At 68.8% G+C, this 21,399-nt stretch carries 17 protein-coding genes; 14 read left to right on the plus strand and 3 right to left on the minus strand.

Annotated features, from left to right (window positions below):
- The coding region (locus A9Z05_RS38020; RefSeq protein ID WP_371090920.1) for a TetR family transcriptional regulator at positions 1–392 on the minus strand (392 nt) is incomplete at its 3' end.
- Positions 393–543: 151 nt separating this feature from the next.
- Between A9Z05_RS38020 and A9Z05_RS26300 the strand changes: the two genes are divergently transcribed.
- The 3 genes from A9Z05_RS26300 to A9Z05_RS26310 are packed head-to-tail and all read left to right on the plus strand — an operon-like array spanning position 544 to position 6,362.
- Positions 544–1,746, plus strand: coding sequence for a MexX/AxyX family multidrug efflux RND transporter periplasmic adaptor subunit (locus tag A9Z05_RS26300; protein WP_069620678.1), 1,203 nt, complete (start codon positions 544–546; stop codon positions 1,744–1,746).
- A gap of 15 nt (positions 1,747–1,761) precedes the next feature.
- Entirely contained in the window at positions 1,762–4,902 is a 3,141-nt protein-coding gene (locus A9Z05_RS26305; RefSeq protein WP_069620679.1) for a multidrug efflux RND transporter permease subunit, read from the plus strand.
- Positions 4,902–6,362, plus strand: a complete 1,461-nt coding sequence (locus tag A9Z05_RS26310) for an efflux transporter outer membrane subunit (RefSeq protein WP_069620752.1) — start codon at positions 4,902–4,904, stop codon at positions 6,360–6,362. Before A9Z05_RS26305 ends, A9Z05_RS26310 begins: the two co-directional genes overlap by 1 nt.
- 350 nt (positions 6,363–6,712) lie before the next feature.
- Here the strand turns inward: A9Z05_RS26310 and A9Z05_RS36475 are convergent, their stop codons facing one another.
- Positions 6,713–6,949, minus strand: coding sequence for a hypothetical protein (locus A9Z05_RS36475; protein WP_141723489.1), 237 nt, complete (start codon positions 6,947–6,949; stop codon positions 6,713–6,715).
- A 258-nt stretch (positions 6,950–7,207) separates the two neighbouring features.
- Here A9Z05_RS36475 and A9Z05_RS26315 point away from each other — a divergent pair, with 258 nt between their 5' ends.
- From A9Z05_RS26315 to A9Z05_RS26365, 11 genes are all read left to right on the plus strand, one after another.
- On the plus strand, positions 7,208–7,720 hold the full coding sequence (locus tag A9Z05_RS26315; protein WP_069620680.1) for a fimbrial protein: 513 nt from the start codon (positions 7,208–7,210) through the stop codon (positions 7,718–7,720).
- A gap of 122 nt (positions 7,721–7,842) precedes the next feature.
- Positions 7,843–10,296, plus strand: a complete 2,454-nt coding sequence (locus A9Z05_RS26320; RefSeq protein WP_069620681.1) for a fimbria/pilus outer membrane usher protein — start codon at positions 7,843–7,845, stop codon at positions 10,294–10,296.
- A gap of 17 nt (positions 10,297–10,313) precedes the next feature.
- Positions 10,314–11,060 (plus strand): molecular chaperone, encoded by a 747-nt coding sequence (locus tag A9Z05_RS26325; protein WP_069620682.1) that lies wholly within the window; start codon positions 10,314–10,316, stop codon positions 11,058–11,060.
- Complete coding sequence (locus A9Z05_RS26330; RefSeq protein WP_069620683.1) at positions 11,057–12,079, plus strand: fimbrial protein; 1,023 nt, start codon at positions 11,057–11,059, stop codon at positions 12,077–12,079. Before A9Z05_RS26325 ends, A9Z05_RS26330 begins: the two co-directional genes overlap by 4 nt.
- A gap of 336 nt (positions 12,080–12,415) precedes the next feature.
- Positions 12,416–13,084, plus strand: a complete 669-nt coding sequence (locus A9Z05_RS26335; RefSeq protein ID WP_034201800.1) for an RNA polymerase factor sigma-70 — start codon at positions 12,416–12,418, stop codon at positions 13,082–13,084.
- 85 nt (positions 13,085–13,169) lie between these two features.
- Positions 13,170–13,412 carry an MbtH family NRPS accessory protein gene (locus A9Z05_RS26340; protein ID WP_069620684.1) on the plus strand — a complete coding sequence of 81 codons (243 nt, stop codon included), beginning with the start codon at positions 13,170–13,172 and terminating at the stop codon, positions 13,410–13,412.
- Positions 13,413–13,457: 45 nt separating this feature from the next.
- A complete protein-coding gene (locus A9Z05_RS26345; protein WP_069620685.1) occupies positions 13,458–14,465 on the plus strand; it encodes a TauD/TfdA family dioxygenase in 1,008 nt (335 codons plus the stop codon).
- Positions 14,465–15,313 (plus strand): ABC transporter ATP-binding protein, encoded by an 849-nt coding sequence (locus A9Z05_RS26350; protein ID WP_069620686.1) that lies wholly within the window; start codon positions 14,465–14,467, stop codon positions 15,311–15,313. The genes A9Z05_RS26345 and A9Z05_RS26350 overlap by 1 nt, the downstream gene beginning before the upstream one ends.
- The gene (fhuB, locus tag A9Z05_RS26355) at positions 15,310–17,400 is read left to right on the plus strand and encodes a Fe(3+)-hydroxamate ABC transporter permease FhuB (protein ID WP_069620687.1); all 2,091 of its coding nucleotides are present in this window, start codon (positions 15,310–15,312) and stop codon (positions 17,398–17,400) included. The genes A9Z05_RS26350 and fhuB overlap by 4 nt, the downstream gene beginning before the upstream one ends.
- Positions 17,397–18,197: a siderophore-iron reductase FhuF gene (fhuF, locus tag A9Z05_RS26360; RefSeq protein WP_069620688.1), complete on the plus strand. Its 801-nt coding sequence runs from the start codon at positions 17,397–17,399 to the stop codon at positions 18,195–18,197. Before fhuB ends, fhuF begins: the two co-directional genes overlap by 4 nt.
- Positions 18,194–19,219, plus strand: coding sequence for an ABC transporter substrate-binding protein (locus A9Z05_RS26365; RefSeq protein ID WP_141723490.1), 1,026 nt, complete (start codon positions 18,194–18,196; stop codon positions 19,217–19,219). Before fhuF ends, A9Z05_RS26365 begins: the two co-directional genes overlap by 4 nt.
- Positions 19,220–19,393: 174 nt before the next feature.
- Here A9Z05_RS26365 and A9Z05_RS26370 read toward each other — a convergent pair whose 3' ends face one another.
- Positions 19,394–21,139 (minus strand): cyclic peptide export ABC transporter, encoded by a 1,746-nt coding sequence (locus A9Z05_RS26370; protein WP_069620690.1) that lies wholly within the window; start codon positions 21,137–21,139, stop codon positions 19,394–19,396.
- Positions 21,140–21,399: the final 260 nt, after the last annotated feature.

Below are 21,399 nucleotides of genomic sequence, written 5' to 3' on the forward strand. Positions count from 1 at the left end.
TCGAGCAGCATGCGGCGCCGCTGCAGCGCGCCGTTTTCCTCGCTCTGCTCGCACTTCGTATAGAGGATCACGAGTACGCGCTGCATCGGGCCCGGCTCCCCGCATTCCTGCAGGTAGTGCGACGCGGCGCGCCGCAATGTAGCGAGGGGCGGCAGGCCGTCGCCCGCGTCGAAGCCTTCGGACGTGCGCGCGAACGCGCGGTCGCACATCGCCAGACACACTTCCATCTTGTTGCGGTAGTGGCCGTAGACGGCGCCCCGCGACATCCCGGCTGCTTCGGCGAGGTCCGCCATCGCGGTTTGCGCGACGCCTCTTTCGAGCAGCACAAGCTCGGCGGCGTCGAGGATCCGGTGCTTAATGGCGAGCGATTCTTCCCGGGTCTTGCGGGCCATGTCGTGAAATTCCTTACAGTTCGCTGTCGTTTTATTGAGACAGTGCGTCAGCCGGATTGAAAGCGCATGTATTTAATCAGTCGTGACTGATTATAATCGGCCACCCTGAGCCGCCGCATTGTATCGGCGGCGAACGATCCGAGGTCAGAACATGAATAACAAACGCACCCTGTGGCGCCGCATGCGGCTGGCGCCGTTCGCGCTCGCGGCGCTGCTGGCCGTGGCCGGATGCGGAAAGGGCGACAAGGACACGGCGCCGGAGACCGCCAAGCAGGCCACCGTCGTGACGGTGCGCCCGACGGCCGTGCCGATGACCGTCGAACTGCCGGGCCGGCTCGACGCGTACCGGCAGGCGGAAGTCCGCGCACGGGTCGCGGGCATCGTCACCGCGCGTACCTACGAGGAAGGCCAGGAAGTGAAGCAGGGCGCGGTGCTGTTCCGCATCGATCCCGCGCCGCTGAAGGCCGCGCGCGACGCCGCGCAGGGCGCGCTCGCGAAGGCGCAGGCCGCCGCGCTCGCGGCGACCGACAAGCGCCGCCGTTACGACGATCTCGTGCGCGATCGCGCGGTGAGCGAGCGCGACCACACCGAGGCGGTCGCGGCCGATACGCAGGCGAAGGCCGAGGTCGCGTCGGCGAAGGCCGAACTCGCGCGCGCGCAACTGCAGCTCGACTACGCGACCGTCACCGCGCCGATCGCGGGCCGCGCACGGCGCGCGCTCGTGACCGAGGGCGCGCTCGTCGGTCAGGACCAGGCGACGCCGCTCACGACCGTCGAGCAGCTCGATCCGATCTACGTGAATTTCTCGCAGCCGGCCGCCGACGTCGACGCGCTGCGCCGCGCGGTGAAGAGCGGGCGCGCGGCGGGCATCGCGCAGCACGATGTCGCGGTGACGCTGCTGCGCGCCGACGGCACCGCGTATCCGCTGAAGGGCAAGCTGCTGTTCAGCGATCTCGCGGTTGATCCGACCACCGACACCGTCGCGATGCGCGCGCTGTTCCCGAATCCGGAGCGCGAGCTGCTGCCGGGCGCGTATGTGCGGATCGCGCTCGACACGGCGGTCGACCGGCGGGCGATCCTCGTGCCGCGCGACGCGCTGCTGCGCACGGCCGACCGTACGTCGGTGCGCGTCGTCGGCGCGAACGGCAAGGTCAAGGACGTGGAGGTCACGGCCGACCAGATGAGCGGCCATGACTGGCGCATCACGCGCGGCCTCGCGGGCGGCGAGCGCGTGATCGTCGACGACGTCGCGCAGTTCGCGCCCGATACGGCCGTCCAGCCCGTCGAAAAGGCGCCGCCGTCGAAGGCGGCGCCGGCCGCGGCCGCTTCGCAGGCGGCCGCCCGTCAAACCTGACCGGTTCAAACCAACATGGCACGTTTCTTCATCGATCGCCCCGTCTTCGCGTGGGTGATCGCCATCTTCATCATGCTGGGCGGCCTGTTCGCGATCCGCGCGCTGCCCGTTGCGCAGTACCCGGACATCGCGCCGCCCGTCGTCAGCATCTATGCGACGTACCCGGGCGCGTCCGCGCAGGTCGTCGAGGAATCGGTGACCGCACTGATCGAGCGCGAGATGAACGGCGCGCCCGGGCTGCTGTATACGTCCGCGACGAGCAGCGCCGGCGCGGCGTCGCTGTACCTGACGTTCAAGCAGGGCGTGAACGCCGATCTCGCGGCCGTCGAAGTGCAGAACCGGCTGAAGACGGTCGACGCGCGCCTGCCCGAGCCCGTGCGCCGCGACGGCATCCAGGTCGAGAAGGCCGCCGACAATATCCAGCTCGTCGTGTCGCTCACGTCCGACGACGGCCGCATGACCGACGTGCAGCTCGGCGAATACGCGTCGGCGAACGTGGTGCAGGCGCTGCGTCGCGTCGAGGGTGTCGGCAAGGTGCAGTTCTGGGGCGCGGAATATGCGATGCGGATCTGGCCCGACCCGGTGAAGCTGGCCGGGCACGGCCTCACCGCGTCGGACATCGCGTCGGCCGTGCGCGCGCACAACGCGCGCGTGACGATCGGCGACATCGGCCGCAGCGCGGTGCCGGACAGCGCGCCGATCGCGGCGACCGTATTCGCGGACGCGCCGCTGAAGACGCCGGCCGATTTCGGCGCGATCGCGCTGCGCGCGCGGGCCGACGGCGCCGCGCTGTTCCTGCGCGACGTCGCGCGCGTCGAATTCGGCGGCAACGACTACAACTATCCGTCGTACGTGAACGGCAAGGTCGCGACCGGCATGGGCATCAAGCTCGCGCCGGGGTCGAACGCGGTGTCCACCGAGAAGCGCGTGCGCGCGACGATGGACGAGCTGTCCCGATACTTCCCGCCGGGCGTGAAATACCAGATCCCGTACGAGACGTCGTCGTTCGTGCGGGTATCGATGAACAAGGTCGTCACGACGCTGGTCGAGGCCGGTGTGCTGGTGTTCCTCGTGATGTTCCTGTTCATGCAGAACTTGCGCGCGACGCTGATTCCGACGCTGGTCGTGCCGGTCGCGCTCGCGGGCACGTTCGGCGTGATGTACGCGGCCGGCTTCTCGATCAACGTGCTGACGATGTTCGGGATGGTGCTCGCGATCGGCATCCTCGTCGACGACGCGATCGTCGTCGTCGAGAACGTCGAGCGGTTGATGGTCGAGGAGGGGCTCGCGCCGTACGACGCGACCGTCAAGGCGATGCAGCAGATCAGCGGCGCGATCGTCGGGATCACCGTGGTGCTGACGTCGGTGTTCGTGCCGATGGCGTTCTTCGGCGGCGCGGTGGGCAACATCTACCGGCAGTTCGCGCTGTCGCTCGCTGTGTCGATCGGCTTCTCGGCCTTCCTCGCGCTGTCGCTGACGCCCGCGCTGTGCGCGACGCTGCTCAAGCCGGTGGCCGGCGACCATCACGAGAAGCGCGGCTTCTTCGGCGGGTTCAACCGCTTCGTCGCGCGCGCGACGCAGCGCTATGCGACGCGGGTCGGCGCGATGCTGCGGAAACCGCTGCGCTGGCTCGTCGTGTACGGCGCGCTGACCGCGGCCGCGGTGCTGATGCTCACGCAATTGCCGACCGCATTCCTGCCGGACGAGGACCAGGGCAACTTCATGGTGATGGTGATCCGCCCGCAAGGCACGCCGCTCGCGGAAACGATGCAGAGCGTGCGCGCGGTCGAGTCGGCCATCCGCCGCGACGAGCCGACCGCCTATACGTACGCGCTCGGCGGCTTCAACCTGTACGGCGAAGGGCCGAACGGCGGGATGATCTTCGTCACGCTGAAGAACTGGAAGGAACGCAAGGCCCAGCGCGATCACGTGCAGTCGATCGTCGCGCGCATCAACGAACGCTTCGCGGGCACGCCGAACACGACGGTGTTCGCGATGAATTCGCCGGCGCTGCCCGATCTCGGTTCGTCGAGCGGCTTCGACTTCCGGCTGCAGAACCGCGGCGGGCTCGACTACGCGACGTTCAGCGCCGCGCGCGAGCAACTGCTCGCGGCGGGCGGCAAGGATCGTGCGCTCACCGACCTGATGTTCGCGGGCACGCAGGACGCGCCGCAACTGAAGCTCGACATCGATCGTGCGAAGGCGTCCGCGCTCGGCGTATCGATGGACGAAATCAACACGACGCTCGCGGTGATGTTCGGCTCCGACTATATCGGCGACTTCATGCACGGCACGCAGGTGCGGCGCGTGATGGTGCAGGCCGATGGGCGGCACCGGCTCGATCCGGACGATGTGAAGAAGCTGCGCGTGCGCAACGCGCGCGGCGAGATGGTGCCGCTCGCGGCGTTCACGACGCTGCACTGGACGCTCGGGCCGCCGCAGCTCACGCGCTACAACGGCTATCCGTCGTTCACGATCAACGGCTCGGCCGCGGCCGGCCACAGCAGCGGCGACGCGATGACCGCGATCGAGCGGATCGCCGCGAAGCTGCCGGCCGGCATCGGCTACGCGTGGTCGGGGCAGTCGTTCGAGGAGCGGCTGTCGGGTGCGCAGGCGCCGATGCTGTTCGCGCTGTCGGTGCTCGTCGTGTTCCTCGCGCTCGCGGCGTTGTACGAGAGCTGGTCGATTCCGTTCGCGGTGATGCTGGTCGTCCCGCTCGGCGTGATCGGTGCGGTGCTCGGCGTGACGCTGCGGACGATGCCGAACGACATCTATTTCAAGGTGGGGCTGATCGCGACGATCGGGCTGTCCGCGAAGAACGCGATCCTGATCGTCGAAGTCGCGAAGGATCTCGTCGCGCAGCGCATGTCGCTCGTCGATGCGGCGCTCGAGGCCGCGCGCCTGCGGCTGCGGCCGATCGTGATGACGTCGCTCGCGTTCGGCGTCGGCGTGCTGCCGCTCGCGTTCGCGTCGGGCGCCGCGTCCGGCGCGCAGACGGCGATCGGCACCGGCGTGCTCGGCGGCGTGATCACGGCGACCGTGCTCGCGGTGTTCCTCGTCCCGCTGTTTTTCGTGATCGTCGGCCGCCTGTTCGACGTCGGCCCGCGCCGGCGCGGCGGCGCGCAGCCGACGACGATGGAGGGTTCGCAACCATGATGTTCGCGCTGAATGCACGCGCCGCGCGACGGGTTCCGGTCGCGCTGGCCGCCGCGCTCGCGCTCGCCGGGTGCTCGCTCGCGCCGCGTTACGAGCGCCCGGCGGCGCCCGTGCCGACGACCTATGCGCCGGTCGACGGCAGTACGGCGCCGGTGATCCAGGCGAGTGCGGCACCGGATGCCGCGCTGCTCGACGACTGGCATGCGTATTTCACCGATCCGGCGCTGCAGGCGTGGATCGACGCGGCGCTCGCGCACAACCGCGACCTGCGGATCGCGGCCGGCCGGCTCGAGGAAGCGCGCGCGCTGTACGGTGTGCAGCGCGCGGACCGGATGCCGTCGGTCGACGCGAATCTCGGCTATGAACGCGCGCGCCAGTACGACCCCGTCGTGCGCGAAAGCGCGATCAGCGGGCTGTATCGCGCGGGTGTCGGCGTCAGCGCTTACGAGCTCGACCTGTTCGGCCGGGTGCGCAACCTGTCTGACGCGGCACTCGCCGAGTATTTCGCGACGGCCGACGCGCAGCGCACGGTCCGTATCGGCGTGATCGCCGAAGTGGCGGGCGCGTACGTTTCCGAACGATCGTTGCACGCGCAACTGTCTCTTGCTCAGCGCACGCTCGAAGCCCGCGAGCGGATGGCCGCGCTCACGCAACGTCGCTATGCCGCCGGCACGAGCGACGCGATCGAGCTGCGTTCGGCCGAAATGCTGGTGGCGTCCGCGCGCGCGTCGCAGGCCGCGCTGCAGCGCGAGCATGCGCAGGCCGTACGGGCGCTGCAATTGCTGGCCGGCGATTTCGCGCGCAACGTGCCCGATGACGCGACCGCGCTCGACACGCTGTCGATCGCGCCCGTGGCGCCGGGCGCGCCGAGCGAGCTGCTCGAACGGCGGCCGGACATCCGGCAGGCCGAGGCGCGGCTGAAGGCCGCGAACGCGAACATCGGCGCGGCGCGCGCGGCGTTTTTCCCGCGCATCGCGCTGACGACCGACTACGGCTCGGTGAGCGATGCGTTCTCGAGCCTGTTCGCGGCCGGCACGAGCGTGTGGACGTTCGCGCCGCGCATCACGCTGCCGATCTTCGCGGGCGGCCGCAATCGCGCGAATCTCGACGTGGCGCACGCGCGCAAGGACATCGCGGTCGCCGAATACGAGAAGGCGGTGCAGACCGCGTTTCGCGAAGTGGCCGATGCGTTCGCCGCGCGCGACTGGATCGACCGGCAGCTTGCCGCGCAGCAGGACGTGTATGCGGCGGACGGTGCGCGGCTGAAGCTCGCGGAGCGCCGCTATGCGGGCGGCGTCGCGACCTATCTCGAACTGCTCGACGCGCAGCGCAGCACGTACGAGTCGGGGCAGGAGCTGATCCGGCTCAGGCAGCTCAGGCTCGCGAACGCGATCGCGCTGTATCGCGCGCTCGGCGGCGGCTGGGCGCCCGCAACGGCGGAGGCCGCGGTTTTCTCGTGACGTGCGACGCGTCGCCTGACGCCGCAGCGTGCCGGGTGGCATGACGGCGGCCGTACGATTCGACGTGCGGCCGTCGTTTCGACAGGGTGTGATGCCCGCCGTTTCGCGCGCGCCGCATCGGCGCTTCCTGGCGCTGTTCCACGCATCCTTTTCATCTCCCGGCCGGGCGCAGGCTGCTTGCGCGCTCCCCGCACCCGGCGACCAATCGCGTCGCTCTCCGGCGCAAACGTGTGCCGCGTTCCTTCCTGTTTCATCTCGTCCAATCCGGCATGCCAGCCGCGTTTCAGCGGCCGCGCATGTATGCGATTCAAGATAGGTAATTGACGAACGGATTAATCAATATATTGGAATTAATGGCGGCGGCAAAGTGTCGCGGTAAAACGTTTGTATTCTTGCGCAATCGTTTGCGCGATAAATTCATGTTGATGAAATGCCGTTGTTAATTTCCTGTCAGTTGAAAATGATTCGATATTGGCGTTGTAATTGGGCAACGATGGCGGTGCTGGACAATATTTTGTCCGTTGAGTGGTGGTCGCACGCAAGCCAATGCCAGCAAGGAAGCGTGCGTCTGCGATGATTTTCGGCAAGAAATTCCCTTAATCTTCAATTGGTTCCGGAAAATCAAAAAGGACTGCGGATAAAAAATCCGGGGTTGAAAATTGAAAGGAAGGAATGGGGGTTTAGAGGGGTAAATCGAACATTGTCAGATGTATTTGACAATGATTTACAGAAATCTTTCGCTGTTATCTCGATAATGCCGCCTCGTGTCGGACGGGAGCCACCATGCGCTGCCGTTTGTGTCCGCCACGTCGTCCATTCCATTTGTACTCCTTACGGGAAACCTCATGAAAAAATCCATCCTGAGCGCTGTCGCACTCGCAGCCCTGTCCTCCTCGGCCTTCGCAGCGGGCACCGGCACGATCAACTTCACGGGCGAGATCGTCGCGGGCGCATGCGGCATCGACTCGGGCTCGGTCAACCAGACCGTGAACCTCGGCAAGGTGCCGACCAACGTGTTCAAGCAAGCCGGCGACAAGTCCACCCCGACCAACTTCGACATCAAGCTGACCGATTGCGACACCAGCGTCGCGAAGAACGCGTACTTCACGTTCACGGGCACGTCGAGCGCGGGCCAGCCGAAGCTGCTCGCCACGATCGGTTCGGCAACCAACGTCGGCATCCGCCTGCAGGCCGCGTCGGGCGAATACCTCGACAACGGCGCCGAGCAAAAGGCGCCGACGCTGCTGCAGAACGGCACGAACATCGCACGCTTCGCGGCGATGTACGAAGCGACGGCAGCCGGCGTGACGCCGGGTACCGCCGACGGCGTCGCGAACTTCACGGTCCGCTACCAGTAAGCATCCGTGCCGGAGGAGGGATGCGTGCATCCCTTCCTCCTTCGTCCTTCCTCCCGTTTTCCTTCTCCTCGGACTCCCGGTAGCACCGCGTGCGAATCAGACATTCCTTCCTTTGCGTCTCCGTGCTGGTCGTCGGCAGCCAGAGCCAGGCGACGGAATTCAATTCGTCGTTCCTCGACATCGACGGAACGAGCAACGTCGACCTGTCGCAGTTCTCGCAGGCGGACTTCACGCTGCCCGGCGAGTACATGCTCGACGTGCAGGTCAACGACCTGTACCTCGGATTGCAGCCGATCGAATTCGTGGCGGTCGATGCGACGGGCGCGGGCAAGCCGTGCCTGCGGCCGGCGCTCGTCGCGCGGTTCGGCCTGAAACCTTCGCTGGTCAAGGATCTGCCGCGCTTCCGGGGCGGCAGTTGCGTCGACCTCGCCGCGATCGAAGGGGCGACCGTGCGTTACCTGAAAAGCGACGGGCGGCTCAAGATCACGATTCCGCAGGCCGCGCTCGAATTCACCGATTCGACCTACCTGCCGCCGGAGCACTGGTCCGAAGGGATTCCCGGCGCGATGCTCGACTATCGGGTGATCGCGAACACGAACCGCAACTTCGGTACGGGCGGCGGGCAGACGAATGCGATCCAGGCGTACGGGACGGTCGGCGCGAACTGGGGCGCGTGGCGTTTTCGCGGCGACTACCAGGCGCAATCGAACGTCGGCAACACCGCGTACGCGGACCGTACGTTCCGCTTCAGCCGGCTTTATGCGTTTCGCGCGTTGCCGTCGATCCAGTCGACGGTGACGTTCGGTGACGACTATCTGACCTCCGACATTTTCGACACGTTCGCGCTGACGGGCGCGTCGATCCGCAGCGACGACCGCATGCTGCCGCCGTCGCTGCGCGGCTATGCGCCGCTGATCTCGGGCGTCGCGCGCACCAACGCGACCGTGACCGTGTCGCAGGCCGGCCGCGTGCTGTACGTGACGCGCGTGTCGCCGGGCGCGTTCGCGCTGCAGAACATCAACACGAGCGTGCAGGGCACGCTCGACGTCGCGGTCGAGGAAGAGGACGGCAGCGTGCAGCGCTTCCAGGTGACGACGGCCGCCGTGCCGTTCCTCGCGCGCACCGGCCAGTTGCGCTACAAGGCCGCGGTCGGCAAGCCGCGCCTGTTCGGCGGCGCCGGCATCACGCCGTTCTTCGGCTTCGGCGAAATCGCGTACGGTTTGCCGTTCGACGTCACCGCCTATGGCGGCTTCATCGCCGCGTCGGGTTATACGTCGATCGCGTTCGGCGTGGGCCGCGATTTCGGCGCCTTCGGCGCGGTGTCGGCCGACGTCACGCATGCGCGGGCGCGCCTGTGGTGGAGCGGCGCGACACGCAACGGCAACTCGTATCGCATCAATTATTCGAAGCACTTCGACGGGCTCGACGCGGACGTGCGCTTCTTCGGCTACCGCTTCTCCGAGCGCGAGTACACCAGCTTCGCGCAGTTCTCCGGCGACCCGACCGCGTACGGCCTCGCCAACAGCAAGCAGCGCTATTCGGCGACGCTGTCGAAGCGCTTCGGCGACACGTCGACCTATTTCTCGTACGACCAGACGACCTACTGGGCGCGCGCGTCCGAGCAGCGGGTCGGCCTGACGCTCACGCGCGCGTTCTCGATCGGCGCGCTGCGCAACCTGAACGTCAGCGTGTCGGCATTCCGCACGCAGAGCGCCGGCGCGAGCGGCAACCAGTTCTCGGTCACCGCGACGCTGCCGATCGGCGGCCGCCACACCGTCACGTCGAACCTGACGACGGGCAACGGCAGCACCAGCGTGAACGCGGGCTATATCTACGACGATCCGGCCGGCCGCACCTACCAGGTCAATGCGGGCGCGACCGACGGCCGCGCGTCGGCCAACGCGAGCTTCCGGCAGCGCACGTCGGCGTACCAGCTCACCGCGCAGGCATCGACGCTCGCCAATGCGTATGCGGCCGCGTCGCTCGAAGTCGACGGCTCGTTCGTCGCGACGCAGTACGGCGTGTCCGCGCACGCGAACGGCAATGCGGGCGATACGCGGCTGCTGGTGTCGACCGACGGCGTGCCCGACGTGCCGCTGTCCGGCACGCTCACGCATACCGATTCGCGCGGCTACGCGGTGCTCGACGGCATCTCGCCGTACAACGTGTACGACGCGACCGTCAACGTCGAGAAGCTGCCGCTCGAAGTGCAGGTGACGAACCCGATCCAGCGCATGGTGCTGACCGACGGCGCGATCGGTTTCGTGAAGTTCGCCGCCGCGCGCGGCAGCAACCTGTACCTGACGCTGACCGACGCGGCCGGCAAGGCGCTGCCGTTCGGCGCGTCGGTGCAGGACGCGGCGAACGGCAAGGAACTCGGCATCGTCGGCGAGGGCGGCGCGGCGTTCCTGACCCAGGTTCAGCCGAAATCCGCGCTGGCGGTGCGGGCGGGCGAACGCACGCTGTGCACGATCGACGCACTGCCGAACCAGCTCCAACTCGAAGGCACGCCGATTCCGGTGACGTGCCGGACACCGGGCGAGTCGCATGCGGCGGCCGCGCCGGTCGAACGATGATTTTCATGGATCCAGCGATGACGAACGCTTTCTCCCTTTCTTTCCCGCGGCGCGCGCTGTGCGTGTTCGCGACCGTCGGCGCGATGCTGGCAGGCACCGCGCATGCGGCGATCGTGCCCGATCGCACGCGCGTGATCTTCAACGAAGGCGAACAGGCCGCGATCGTGACGATCACCAACAAGAGCGCGACGTATCCGTATCTCGTGCAGTCGTGGCTCGAGGACGCGAAGGGCAACAAGACCACGTCGCCGCTGATGGTCGTGCCGCCGCTGCAACGCATCGAGGCGAACGAGCGCAACGTGCTGCGGATCGCGAAGCTGCCGGGCACCGAGTTGCCGGCCGATCGTGAAACGGTGTTCTACCTGAACATCCGCGAAGTGCCGCCGAAGACCGATACGCCGAACACGCTGCAGATCGCGCTGCATACGCAGATGAAGCTGTTCTACCGGCCGAAGGCCGTGCAGCCCCCGCGCGACGAGGACTGGACACTGCCGATGACGCTGCGGGTGGATGCGGCCGCACACAAGCTCGTGTTCGACAACCCGACGCCGTATCACGTGACGGTGGTCGACGTGAGCGCGGGTGCGCAGAAGACGCCGGTGCCGATCGAGCCGGTGATGGTGAGCCCGATGAGCACGGCCGACGTGCCGTTCAAGGCCGCGACGCCGGCGACGCTGTTCGTCACGCACATCGACGATTACGGCGGCCAGGTGGCGGTCGAGTATGCGTGCGACGCGGGTGCGTGCAAGAGCGTGAAGAAATGAGCGCGGGCATGCGTCATCGGGCGGCGCCGGCGGCATGGCTGCGCTGGGTCGTACTCGTGCTGCTGATCGCGGCCGTGCAGCCGGCGTGGGCGCTGCGCTGCCTGACGAACAGCGGCGCGACGTCGTTGACCGAGCCGATCGGCGGCGTGGCGTCGTATCCGACCGACGCGCCGGACGGCTACGTGATCTGGGTGTCGCCGGTGCGCACGACGTCGGGGTATTGCTACAAGGACCTCGGGGACGCCGGCAGCCTGAAGGTCGTCGACAACATTTACTTCTACGCGAATCCGAATCGTACGGACCCTGCCGCATGGGGGCTCGAGATCGGCATCCGCTACAAGGGCGTCGATTATTTCGACAAGACGAGCAATCGCGGCGGCGGGGTGTTTACCGGGTATGCGGTGCCGCCGTGCACCCGGTACGACTTCGACCGCGGGCGTTGCCAGCGCACGAACATCAGCATCGACTATCAGGTCGTCGTGCGCAAGAAGGGCAACTGGATCCAGCCGCCGAGCGATATCTATACGGTGTTCCAGTTCGACGGCGAATTCGGGCTGAATGCGTTCGGCACGAGCTTTCAGTACCGCCTGAGCGGCCTGCGCAATCTCAAGCCGACGCCGTGCTTCGTCGACGTACTCGTGACGCCCGAACCGGGCATCGTCGATTTCGGGCAGGTGCAGGCGGCGGGCAACGGCTTCATGCCGGCGGTGCCGCGCAAGCGGTTCTCGTTGTCGTTGACCAAGAAATGCAACGTCGCGGTGCGGGTGGACGGGTATTTCGAAACGAGTTTTCCGGTCCAGAACGGTTTGCTGGTGCCGGCGAAGGACAGCAATTTCGGGATTGGCATCGAGGACAGCCAGGGCAAGGCCATTCCGTTCAACCAGCAGTTCACGCTGGCCCAGTTCGCGTCCAACGTGATGAACCAGAGCGTGCTGATGGACGCGGTGCTGAAGTCGTTCGGCCCGCCGAAGATCGGCCGATTCGACGCGACGGCGACGATCCGGTTGTTCATCTACTGACGGCGGTAGGCGCGGCCGCGTGCGTTCCGTCGGATCGCCGAAACGGCTCGTCGACGTAACGCAAGCCGTGTGGATCGCGGCGCCGTGCCGTGCGCCAATGCGGGGCGGGGCCGTCATCATGAACCTCGGCCGTGTCGGCCGCCGTGCCGCCGCCTTTGGCCTGGAAAGCCTGCCGTTCTCCGCAGACCCGTCGCGTTCGTCCCGTCCGCCAGAGCAGGCATTCCGGCAATTGTTCAGACAAATCCCGACAACCGGAAGGGTCATCTCGTAATCGGATTGAGAATGATTTGCGTTTACGTTAAATTCCCTTATCTCGGAATTTGACGGAGCAGATCGATGGCGATGGCGGAAGTGCTCGACCGACCGGCGGCGGCAGCGGCAAACCCGTTCCTCGGCAGTTATCCGGACCTGCCGCCGCGCGCCGCGCCGCGTGCGCGCCGGGCGTCCGAGCCCCGTGCGCAGGGTGCGCTGCTCGACGTGCTGATCTCGCATCGCGCGATGCTCGTCAACGTCGCGCGCGGCTTCGTCGGCTGCGCGAGCCGCGCGGAGGACGTCGTGCACGACGTGTTCGTGAAGCTCGTCGAATTCCCGAATCAGGACGCGGTGCGCCAGCCGGTCGCGTACGTGACGCGGATGGTGCGCAACGCATCGATCGACGCGTGCCGCCGGCAAAGCCTCGAAAACGTCTATCACACGGAAGAGGACGACGGTTTCGACGTGCCGTCGCCCGAGCCGACGCCGGAAGCCGCGCTGATGACGCGCGATACGCTGCGGCGCGTGTGGGCGGCGCTCGACGACCTGCCGGCGCGCAGCCGTGCGGCATTCGAGATGGTGCGGCTGCGCGAGGAGACGCTGCAGACCGCGGCGCGCGCGCTGAACGTGTCGCAGACGCTCGTGCATTTCATGGTGCGCGACGCGGAGCGCCACTGCGCGGAATGCCTCGACGCATGCCATCGCGGCGTCGCCTGCCCGGTGTTCCTGGGCGGCCGCGCACGGCGGCGGTAAAAAAACGCGCCGGCCAACCGTCTATCAGACAGGAGCGGCCGAATTCGCCGCTTCGCCTCCTTCAACCGCCCAGCGATTTCCGATCATGACGCAAGCCCCGACGCCTTCCGCCGACACCGACGATCTCGTCTATACGGTCGTCATCAACGACGAAGAACAGTATTCGATCTGGCCGACCTTCCGGCCCGTGCCCGCCGGCTGGCGCGAAGTGGGCGTGAGCGGCCCGAAGGCCGACTGTCTCGCGCACATCGAAACCGTCTGGACCGACATGCGCCCCGCGAGCCTGCGCCGCGCGATGGACGGCGAGCGCACGACGCGCGCGTCGTGACCCGTTGCGCCGCATGTGCGGCGCGCCACCTGAAGAGGACGTTGCATGACCCTGCTTTCGTTGCCGACGCTCGACGACCTGCGTATCGAGCCGGGACTGCCCACCGTCGTGTCGCCGCGCGGCAACGACGGGATGTCGATCGACGACGTCGCGCCGCTCGCGCGCGAGATCGCGGCCGACACGCTCGAACGGGCGGGCGGCGTGCTGTTCACGGGCTTTCGCGTGCCGTCGATCGATACGTTCCAGCAATTCGCGGCATCGTTCGGCGATCCGCTGATCGGCTATGAATATGCGTCGACGCCGCGCAGCCAGGTCGAGGGCGCGGTCTACACGTCGACCGAATACCCGCCGCACCGCGCGATTCCGCTGCACAACGAGCAGTCGTACACGCGCGAATGGCCGCTGCGGATCTGGTTCCACTGCGCGCTCGCCGCGCCGAAGGGCGGGGCGACGCCGATCGCGGACAGCCGCGCCGTCTACCGCGCGCTCGACCCGGCGCTCGTCGCCCGCTTCGAGAAGCGCGAGCTGCTGTACGTGCGCAATTTCGGGCAGGGGCTCGATCTGCCGTGGCAGCAGTCGTTCGGCACCGACGAGCCGGCCGAGGTCGAGCGGATGTGCGCGGCGCGCGGCATCGAGTGCGCGTGGCGCACCGACGACGACGGCGAGCTTCTGCTGCGCACGCGCGAGCGTTGCCAGGCGGTCGCACGCCATCCGCGCACGGGCGAGCGCGTGTGGTTCAACCAGGCGAACCTGTTTCACCTGTCGGCGCTCGACGACGACATGCAGGAAGCGCTCGTCGACGCGGTCGGGCTCGAGAACGTGCCGCGCAACGTGTACTACGGCGACGGCGAACCGCTCGAGGCCGACGCGCTCGCGCAGATCCGAGGCGTGCTCGACCAGCAGCGCATCGTGTTCCCGTGGCGCACCGGCGACGTGCTGATGCTCGACAACATGCTGACCGCGCATGCGCGCGACCCGTTCGAGGGGCCGCGCAAGGTCGTCGTCGCGATGGCGCAGAGTTATACGGTCCCGCGCGACCGAACGGAGGATTGATGACGCGTCGTACCGCCGCGCTTGCCGCGCGCGGGCTGTCGGTGGGATATCGCGACCATGTCGTGATCGACGGGCTGGACCTGTCGATCGCGGCCGGCCGCGTAACCGCGCTGTGCGGACCGAACGGCTGCGGCAAGAGCACGCTGCTGCGCACGCTCGCAGGCCTGCAGCCCGCGCGTGCCGGCCACGTCGACGTGAACGGCAAGCCGCTCGCGTCGTTTCGCCGTCGCGCGCTCGCGCGCGAGCTGACGATGCTCGCGCAGTTCAACCAGATTCCGTCGGGCCTCACGGTGCGCGAGCTCGTCGCGTACGGGCGCTATGCGTACGGCGGCTTCCTGAGCGGCCTGTCGCGCGCCGATCATGCGGCGATCGACGAGGCGCTCGACACGAGCGGCCTCGCGGGCGACGCGGAGCGCGACGTCGGCGCGCTGTCGGGCGGCGAACGCCAGCGCGCGTGGATCGCGATGGCGCTCGCCCAGCAGGCGCCGATCGTGCTGCTCGACGAACCCACGACGTATCTCGACATTCATCACCAGCTCGACATCCTCGATGCGCTGCGTGCGCTGAACCGTACGCGCGGGCTGACGATCGTCTGGGTGCTGCATGACCTGAACCAGGCGGCCGCGTACAGCGACGAGATCGTGCTGATGCGCGCGGGCCGCCTCGTCGCGCAGGGCACGCCCGACGCGATGCTCGAGCCGGCGCGGCTGCGCGCGGCGTTCGGCGTCGAGATGCTGAAGCTCGCGCATCCGCAGACGGGCGCGCCGATGTGCGTGCCGGCCTACGGGCCGTCGACGGACGGCGCGCCGCAGGCGGCCGGCGTCTTCGACCGGGATCTCGCCGTATGACGACGTTCGCGATGCGCAAGCGCCTCGCGGCGACGGGCAGGGGCGCGACGAAAGGGCGGGCCGGCGCGATCGCGTTCGGCCTCGTCGCGCTGATCGCGCTGCTCGCCGCGCTGCGGATTGCCCCGGACCTGCGCGTGTGGTGGGACGCGGCGCCCGGCAGCGATGCCGCGGCGCTCGCGCACGTATTCCTGTTCGACCTCAATCTGCCGCGCGTCGCGGCCGCGCTCGTCGCGGGCGGCTGCCTCGGCATCGCCGGCGCGCTGTTCCAGTCGCTCACGCGTAATCCGCTCGCGTCGCCCGACCTGCTCGGCGTGACGGGCGGTGCCCAGCTCGGGCTGCTCGCGGCGATGCTGGTGCCGGCGCTGGCGGGCGTCGCGTCGGTGCCGCTGCTGTTCGTGTGCGGGCTCGCGGCCGCCGCGTGCGCGATCGTCGCGGCGGGCGGCTGGCGCGCGACGCCGTTGCGGCTCGTGCTCGCGGGCAGCGTGTGCATGCTGCTGTTCGCGGCGCTGTCGACGCTCGTGCTCGCGTTCTTCGAGCAGAACATCGCGGGCGCCGCACTGTGGACCAACGGCAGCCTGTACCAGCCGGGCGCGACGGGCCTCGCGCTCGCCGCGCGCTGGCTCGTCGTGCCGCTGGTCGCGCTGCCGTTCGTGATCCGGCCGCTGAATCCGCTCACGCTCGGCGACGATGCGGCGGCCGCGGCCGGCGTGCGCGTCGATGCGACGCGGCTCGCCGCGACGATCGTCGCGGTCGCGTTCACGAGCGTGGCCGTCAGCATCGCGGGCCCGCTGTCGTACGTCGGCCTCGTCGCGCCGAACCTGCTGCGCCAGGTGCGCGGCGCGCGTGCGGCGCGGCTCGGCGTGCTGGTGCCGCTGTCGGCGCTCGCCGGCGGCGCGCTCGTGCTCGTCACCGACAGCGCGGTGCTCGCATCGGGCCTCGACGCGACGCTGTCGACCGGCGTCGCGATCGCGCTGGTCGGCACGCCGCTGATGCTCGCGATGATCCGGCGCGGCGCCGCGTGGTCGGGCGTGCTGCACGCGGATGCCGAACGCGCGGCGGGCGGCGGCTCGACGCGGCTCGTCGGCTGGCTCGAACGGCTCGGCTGGCCGTTGCGCACCGTGCTGTTCGTCGTGGCGGGCGTGCTGGTGCTCTTCGTCGGCGTGTCGGCCGGCCCCGAATGGCTCGCGCCCGCGCGCTGGTCGGCCGCGCTGTCCGGTCACGATGCGCTCGCGCGGATGCTGATCGACCTGCGCATGCCGCGTCTGCTGTGCGCGCTGCTCGCCGGCGCGTTGCTTGCGGTCAGCGGCGTCGCGATGCAGAGCGTCGTGCGCAATCCGCTCGCGGGCCCCGAAGTGCTCGGCGTCACGCAGGGCGCGGGGCTCGTCACGCTGTTCGCGTTGTCGACGTGGCCGCTGATGGGCCACGTGACGCTTGCCGCCGCCGCGCTGATCGGCGGCGGGCTGTCGCTCGCGATCACGCTCGCACTGAATCACCGGCATCGCTACGCGCCGCTCGCGGTCGCGCTGACTGGCATCGTGATCGGCGCGTTGTGGACCACGCTCGCGCAATGGCTGATCACGCAGGAAAGCGTGCAGCCCGCACGCTTCGTCGTATGGCTCGTCGGCGGCACGTACGGCCGCAGCTGGGGCGAGGTGTCGATGCTGCTGCCGTGGTGCGTGCTCGCGGTGCCGGTGTTCGCGTGGCTCGCGAAACCGCTCGACATGCTCGCGCTCGGCGACGATCAGGCGGCCGCGCTCGGCCTGCCGGTGGCCGCGCTGCGGCCGCTCGCGCTGACGATCGCGACGCTCGCCGCGTGCGCGGCCGTCGCGGCGGTCGGGCCGGTCGGCTTCATCGGGCTGATGGCGCCACACGTCGCGACGATGCTCGGCGCGCGCCGGCATCGCACGCGGCTGTGGCTCGCGGCGGCGTGCGGTGCACTGATTCTCGGCGTCGCGGATCTCGCGGCGCGTACCGTCGTCGCGCCGCGCGAAGTGCCGGCCGGCGTGCTGACCGCGCTGATCGGCGCGCCGTACCTGCTCGGGCTGCTGATTTTCGAGGGGCGCCGCGCCCGGCGCGCGGGGCGATGACGCCGGCGCTCGACGGCGCGCGCGCCACGCGCTTTTCGGCGTTCGCGCCGGAACCGTTCGCCGAGCACCTCGACGTCGTCTGGCTCGGCATGCCCGACGATGTGCGCGCGCCGGGCCGCATCGTCGTGCCCGTCGCCGAATTGCCCGCGCACCGCGACGCCGTGCTCGCCGCGATGGTCGACCATTACGGCGGCGATCCGGCGCAGCATGCACGTGCGCTGATGTCGCAATGGAGCAAATACTATTTCGGCCGCGCGGCGCCGGCCGGCGTCGTCGCCGCGCTGACGCTCGGGCGGCCGCTCGACATGACGCCCGAGCGCACGTTCGTCGCGCTCGACGACGGGATGCCGGCCGCGCTGTATTTCGCGAGCGATGCGCTCGGCGCGCCGTGCGACGATCCCGCGCCGCGCTATGCGGGCCTCATCGCGCATCTCGGCGCGGTGATCGACCTGCTCGCGGCGATGGGCCGCGTCACGCCGCGCGTGCTGTGGAGCAACGCGGGCAACCTGCTCGACTATCTGCTCGACACGTATCGTTCGCTGCCGTGCGCGGCCGATCCCGTCCGCGATGCGGACTGGCTGTTCGGCTCGACCTGCGTGCATGGCGAGCCGAATCCATTGCGCATGCCCGTGCGCGATGCCGTGCCGCGCTCGCCGCTGCTGCCGACGCCGTTTCGCGCGCGCCGCGTGTGCTGCCTGCGCTACGAAATTCCTGGAGAAACGCAACTGTGTGGAAGCTGCCCCCTGCTATTGACGATGGACGACGCGGCGCTGGCCGAGCAGGACGCGATCCGGTGATGCACGCCGGCCGCCGGCATGTGCTTGGCACGCTCGCGGCGGCGCTCGGCGCCGCATGCTGCGGCGCGTTTTCCGCATCGGCGGCCGCGGTTTCCGCGGCCGGGAGCACGGGCGGTACGCAGGGCGCCGTGTCGCTGGCCGGCAATCCCGTCGTGTCGCAGGCCAGCGCGAGGATGCCCGTGCGGCCGCAGCGCGTGGTCGCGCTCGACTTCATGTTCGCGGAAAGCGTGATCGCGCTCGACATCGTGCCGGTCGGGATGGCCGATACCGCGTTCTACCCGGGCTGGCTCGGCTACCGGAGCGAACAGCTCGCGCACGTGACCGACATCGGCTCGCGGCAGGAGCCGGGGCTCGAGGCGATCGCGGCGGTCAAGCCGGACCTGATCATCGGCGTCGGGTTCCGGCATGCGCCGATCTTCGACGCGCTCGACCGGATCGCGCCGACGATCCTGTTCCAGTTCAGTCCGAACGTGTCCGAAGGCGGCGTGCCCGTCACGCAGCTCGACTGGATGCGGCAGATCTTCCGGACGATCGGTGCGGTCACGGGGCGCGACGCGCGCGCGCAGGCTGTCGAAGCGCAACTCGACGCCGGCATCGCGCGCGATGCGGCGCGGCTCGCGGCCGCGGGCCGCCACGGCGAGCGCGTCGCGCTGCTGCAGGATCTCGGCTTGCCCGACCGGTACTGGGCCTATACGGGCAACAGCACGTCGGCGGGCCTCGCGCGGGCGCTCGGGCTCGATCCGTGGCCGAAGAAGCCGACGCGGGAGGGCACGCTGTACGTGACGTCGGCCGATCTGCTGCGCCAGCGCGACCTGGCCGTGCTGTTCGTGACCGCGTCGGGGATGGACGTGCCGTTGTCGGCGAAACTCGATTCGCCGGTGTGGCGTTTCGTGCCCGCGCTGAAGGCACACCGGATCGCGCTGATCGAGCGCAACATCTGGGGGTTCGGCGGGCCGATGTCGGCGCTGAAGCTGGCCGACGTGATGACCGACACGATGCTGAAGCTGCCGGCCGTGCGTTGAGCGGCGGACGATGCCGCGTTGACGGGCAGGGCGTCGCGATCAGCTTGACGACGCGCGGTTTCAGTCTTTCCTTTTCGCCACACGTCAGTCGAATTCCCCGCTGAAACGACCGTCGCCGACACACTGCCATTGCAGCGTGCCGGCGATTTTTTTCGATCGACTGCCGGTGTCGTGTTACGCGCTCAGCGCATCGACGCCATCCTGCGCACGCAGGCGCGCCGGTTGCGTGTCGCTGACGATGCGCCCGTTGTCGAGTTTCAGCAGACGGTCGGCGAGATCGAAGTAGCGGTCGTCGTGCGTGATCACGATCACGGCCTTGCCGCGCGCGCGCAGCTCGGGCAGCAGTTGCTCGTAGAACACGGCCTTGAACGACGGATCCTGGTCGGCCGCCCATTCGTCGAACAGGTAGAACGGGCGATCTTCCAGGTACGCGACGACGAGCGCGAGCCGCTTGCGCTGCCCGGTCGACAGCGCGCGCGTCGAGAACGCGCCGTCGATCACCTTCACCTTGTGGTCGAGCGCGAGTTTCGCGACGAGCGCGTTCGCCCGCGCATCGGCCTGCGCACGCGACGGATCGTCGGGGTCGACGATGCCGAGCAGCGCATCGAACAGGTGGAAATCGTTGAACACCGCGCTGAAGCGCTGCCGGTAGGCCGCGCGCTCGCGCCAGCCGATCGTGCGGCCGTCGACCTCGATCGTGCCTTGCTCCGGCTCGTACAGCCCCGTCAGCACCTTCGCGAGCGTCGTCTTGCCGCTGCCGTTGCCGCCGACGATGAACACGAGCTCGCCCGGCTTGATCGTCAAATCGATCGGCCCGATGCTGAACATCCGTTCGTCGCGCTCGTGGAAATACGCGTGCGTGACGCCGCGCAGCGTGACCGCGCCGGCCGGCGGCACGTCGGGCGCATCGGCCGCGGGCGGCACCGTGCGCAGCGCGCCGAATTCGGCCATCACGCCTTCGATCCGCGTGAGCGACACGCGCGCCGCGTTGACGGTCGGCAGGTTGTTCAACAGGCCGTCGAGCGGCACGAGCATGAACAGGAACACGACGACGTAGCCGGCGGCCGCGGCCGGGTCGGCATGCACGCCGAGCTGCGGCCAGAACGACGCGACGCCGAGGAACACGTAGAACAGGAAGATGATCCAGCCGACGCCGACCGCATACGCGCTGAACGCGCGGCGGCGGTGGTCGCGCACTTCGCCGATCGCGGCGCCGAGCTGGCCGTCGACGAACTGGCGGGCGCGCGCGTCGTGCAGCTTCAGCTCCTTCGCGCCGGAGAACAGCGAGCCCAGATAGCCGAACAGGCGGTCCTGCGCCTGGCCGGCGGCTTCGAGCGCCGCGATCGCGCGGCGGTCGCCGGTGTGATAACCGAGCGAGCCGGCGATGATCGCGGCCAGCGCCAGCAGGCACACGGGCCAGGACAGCCACGCCAGATAGCCGAGGCAGCCGAACACGATCGAGCCGTGCATGACGAGGTTCGGCAGCGCGAAGAACAGCATCGACACGTTGGTCGCGTCATCGGTCAGCACCGATTGCACGGGCGCCGCGCCGATCCGCTCGATGTCGCGCAGTTCGGCCGCGCCGACGCGCCGCGCCAGATGCACGCGCAATCGCGCCATCGTGTCCTGCGACAGGCGGGCGAACAACGTGCCCGACACGATCCGCGTGACGAGCGCGATCACCGCGCACAGCGCGAAGCGCCACGCGAGCGACGCGTCGGCGGCGCCCGGTTGCGACAGCGCGCGGTTCAACGTCGCGACGAGCAGCACGCTCGCGACGCCGTTCAGCACGCACGCGGTGAGCGCCAGCGTGAGCGACACGCGGCTTTCGCGCAGCAGCGCAAGGATCAGGCGCGCCGCGGGGCGGCCGGGGGAAGCGTCGAGGGACGGCGGGGAAGAAGGCTCGTGGGCGGCTGTCATCGGCAACGTCGGTAAAGGGAAGGCAGGCAATAACGCGAAAAACGGCAAATCTGACGGGAAAGCGGCCGGCGGGGCGAGCCCCGTTCCCGCTTTCCTTCCTGATAGACGAACGGGCCGCGCAAATATTTAGCGACATCGCCAAAAAAAGCGGTCGCACGCATTTTGCGCACAAGGCGGTAAAAAATCGGCCGCGTCGTTCGTCAAACCAGTGAAGCCGCCCCAAGCGGCCCCGAGACTTGGCCGAAGCGGCCGGACCGAAG

This window comes from Burkholderia sp. A2 (assembly GCF_001729305.1).
GTDB classification, from domain to species: domain Bacteria; phylum Pseudomonadota; class Gammaproteobacteria; order Burkholderiales; family Burkholderiaceae; genus Burkholderia; species Burkholderia sola.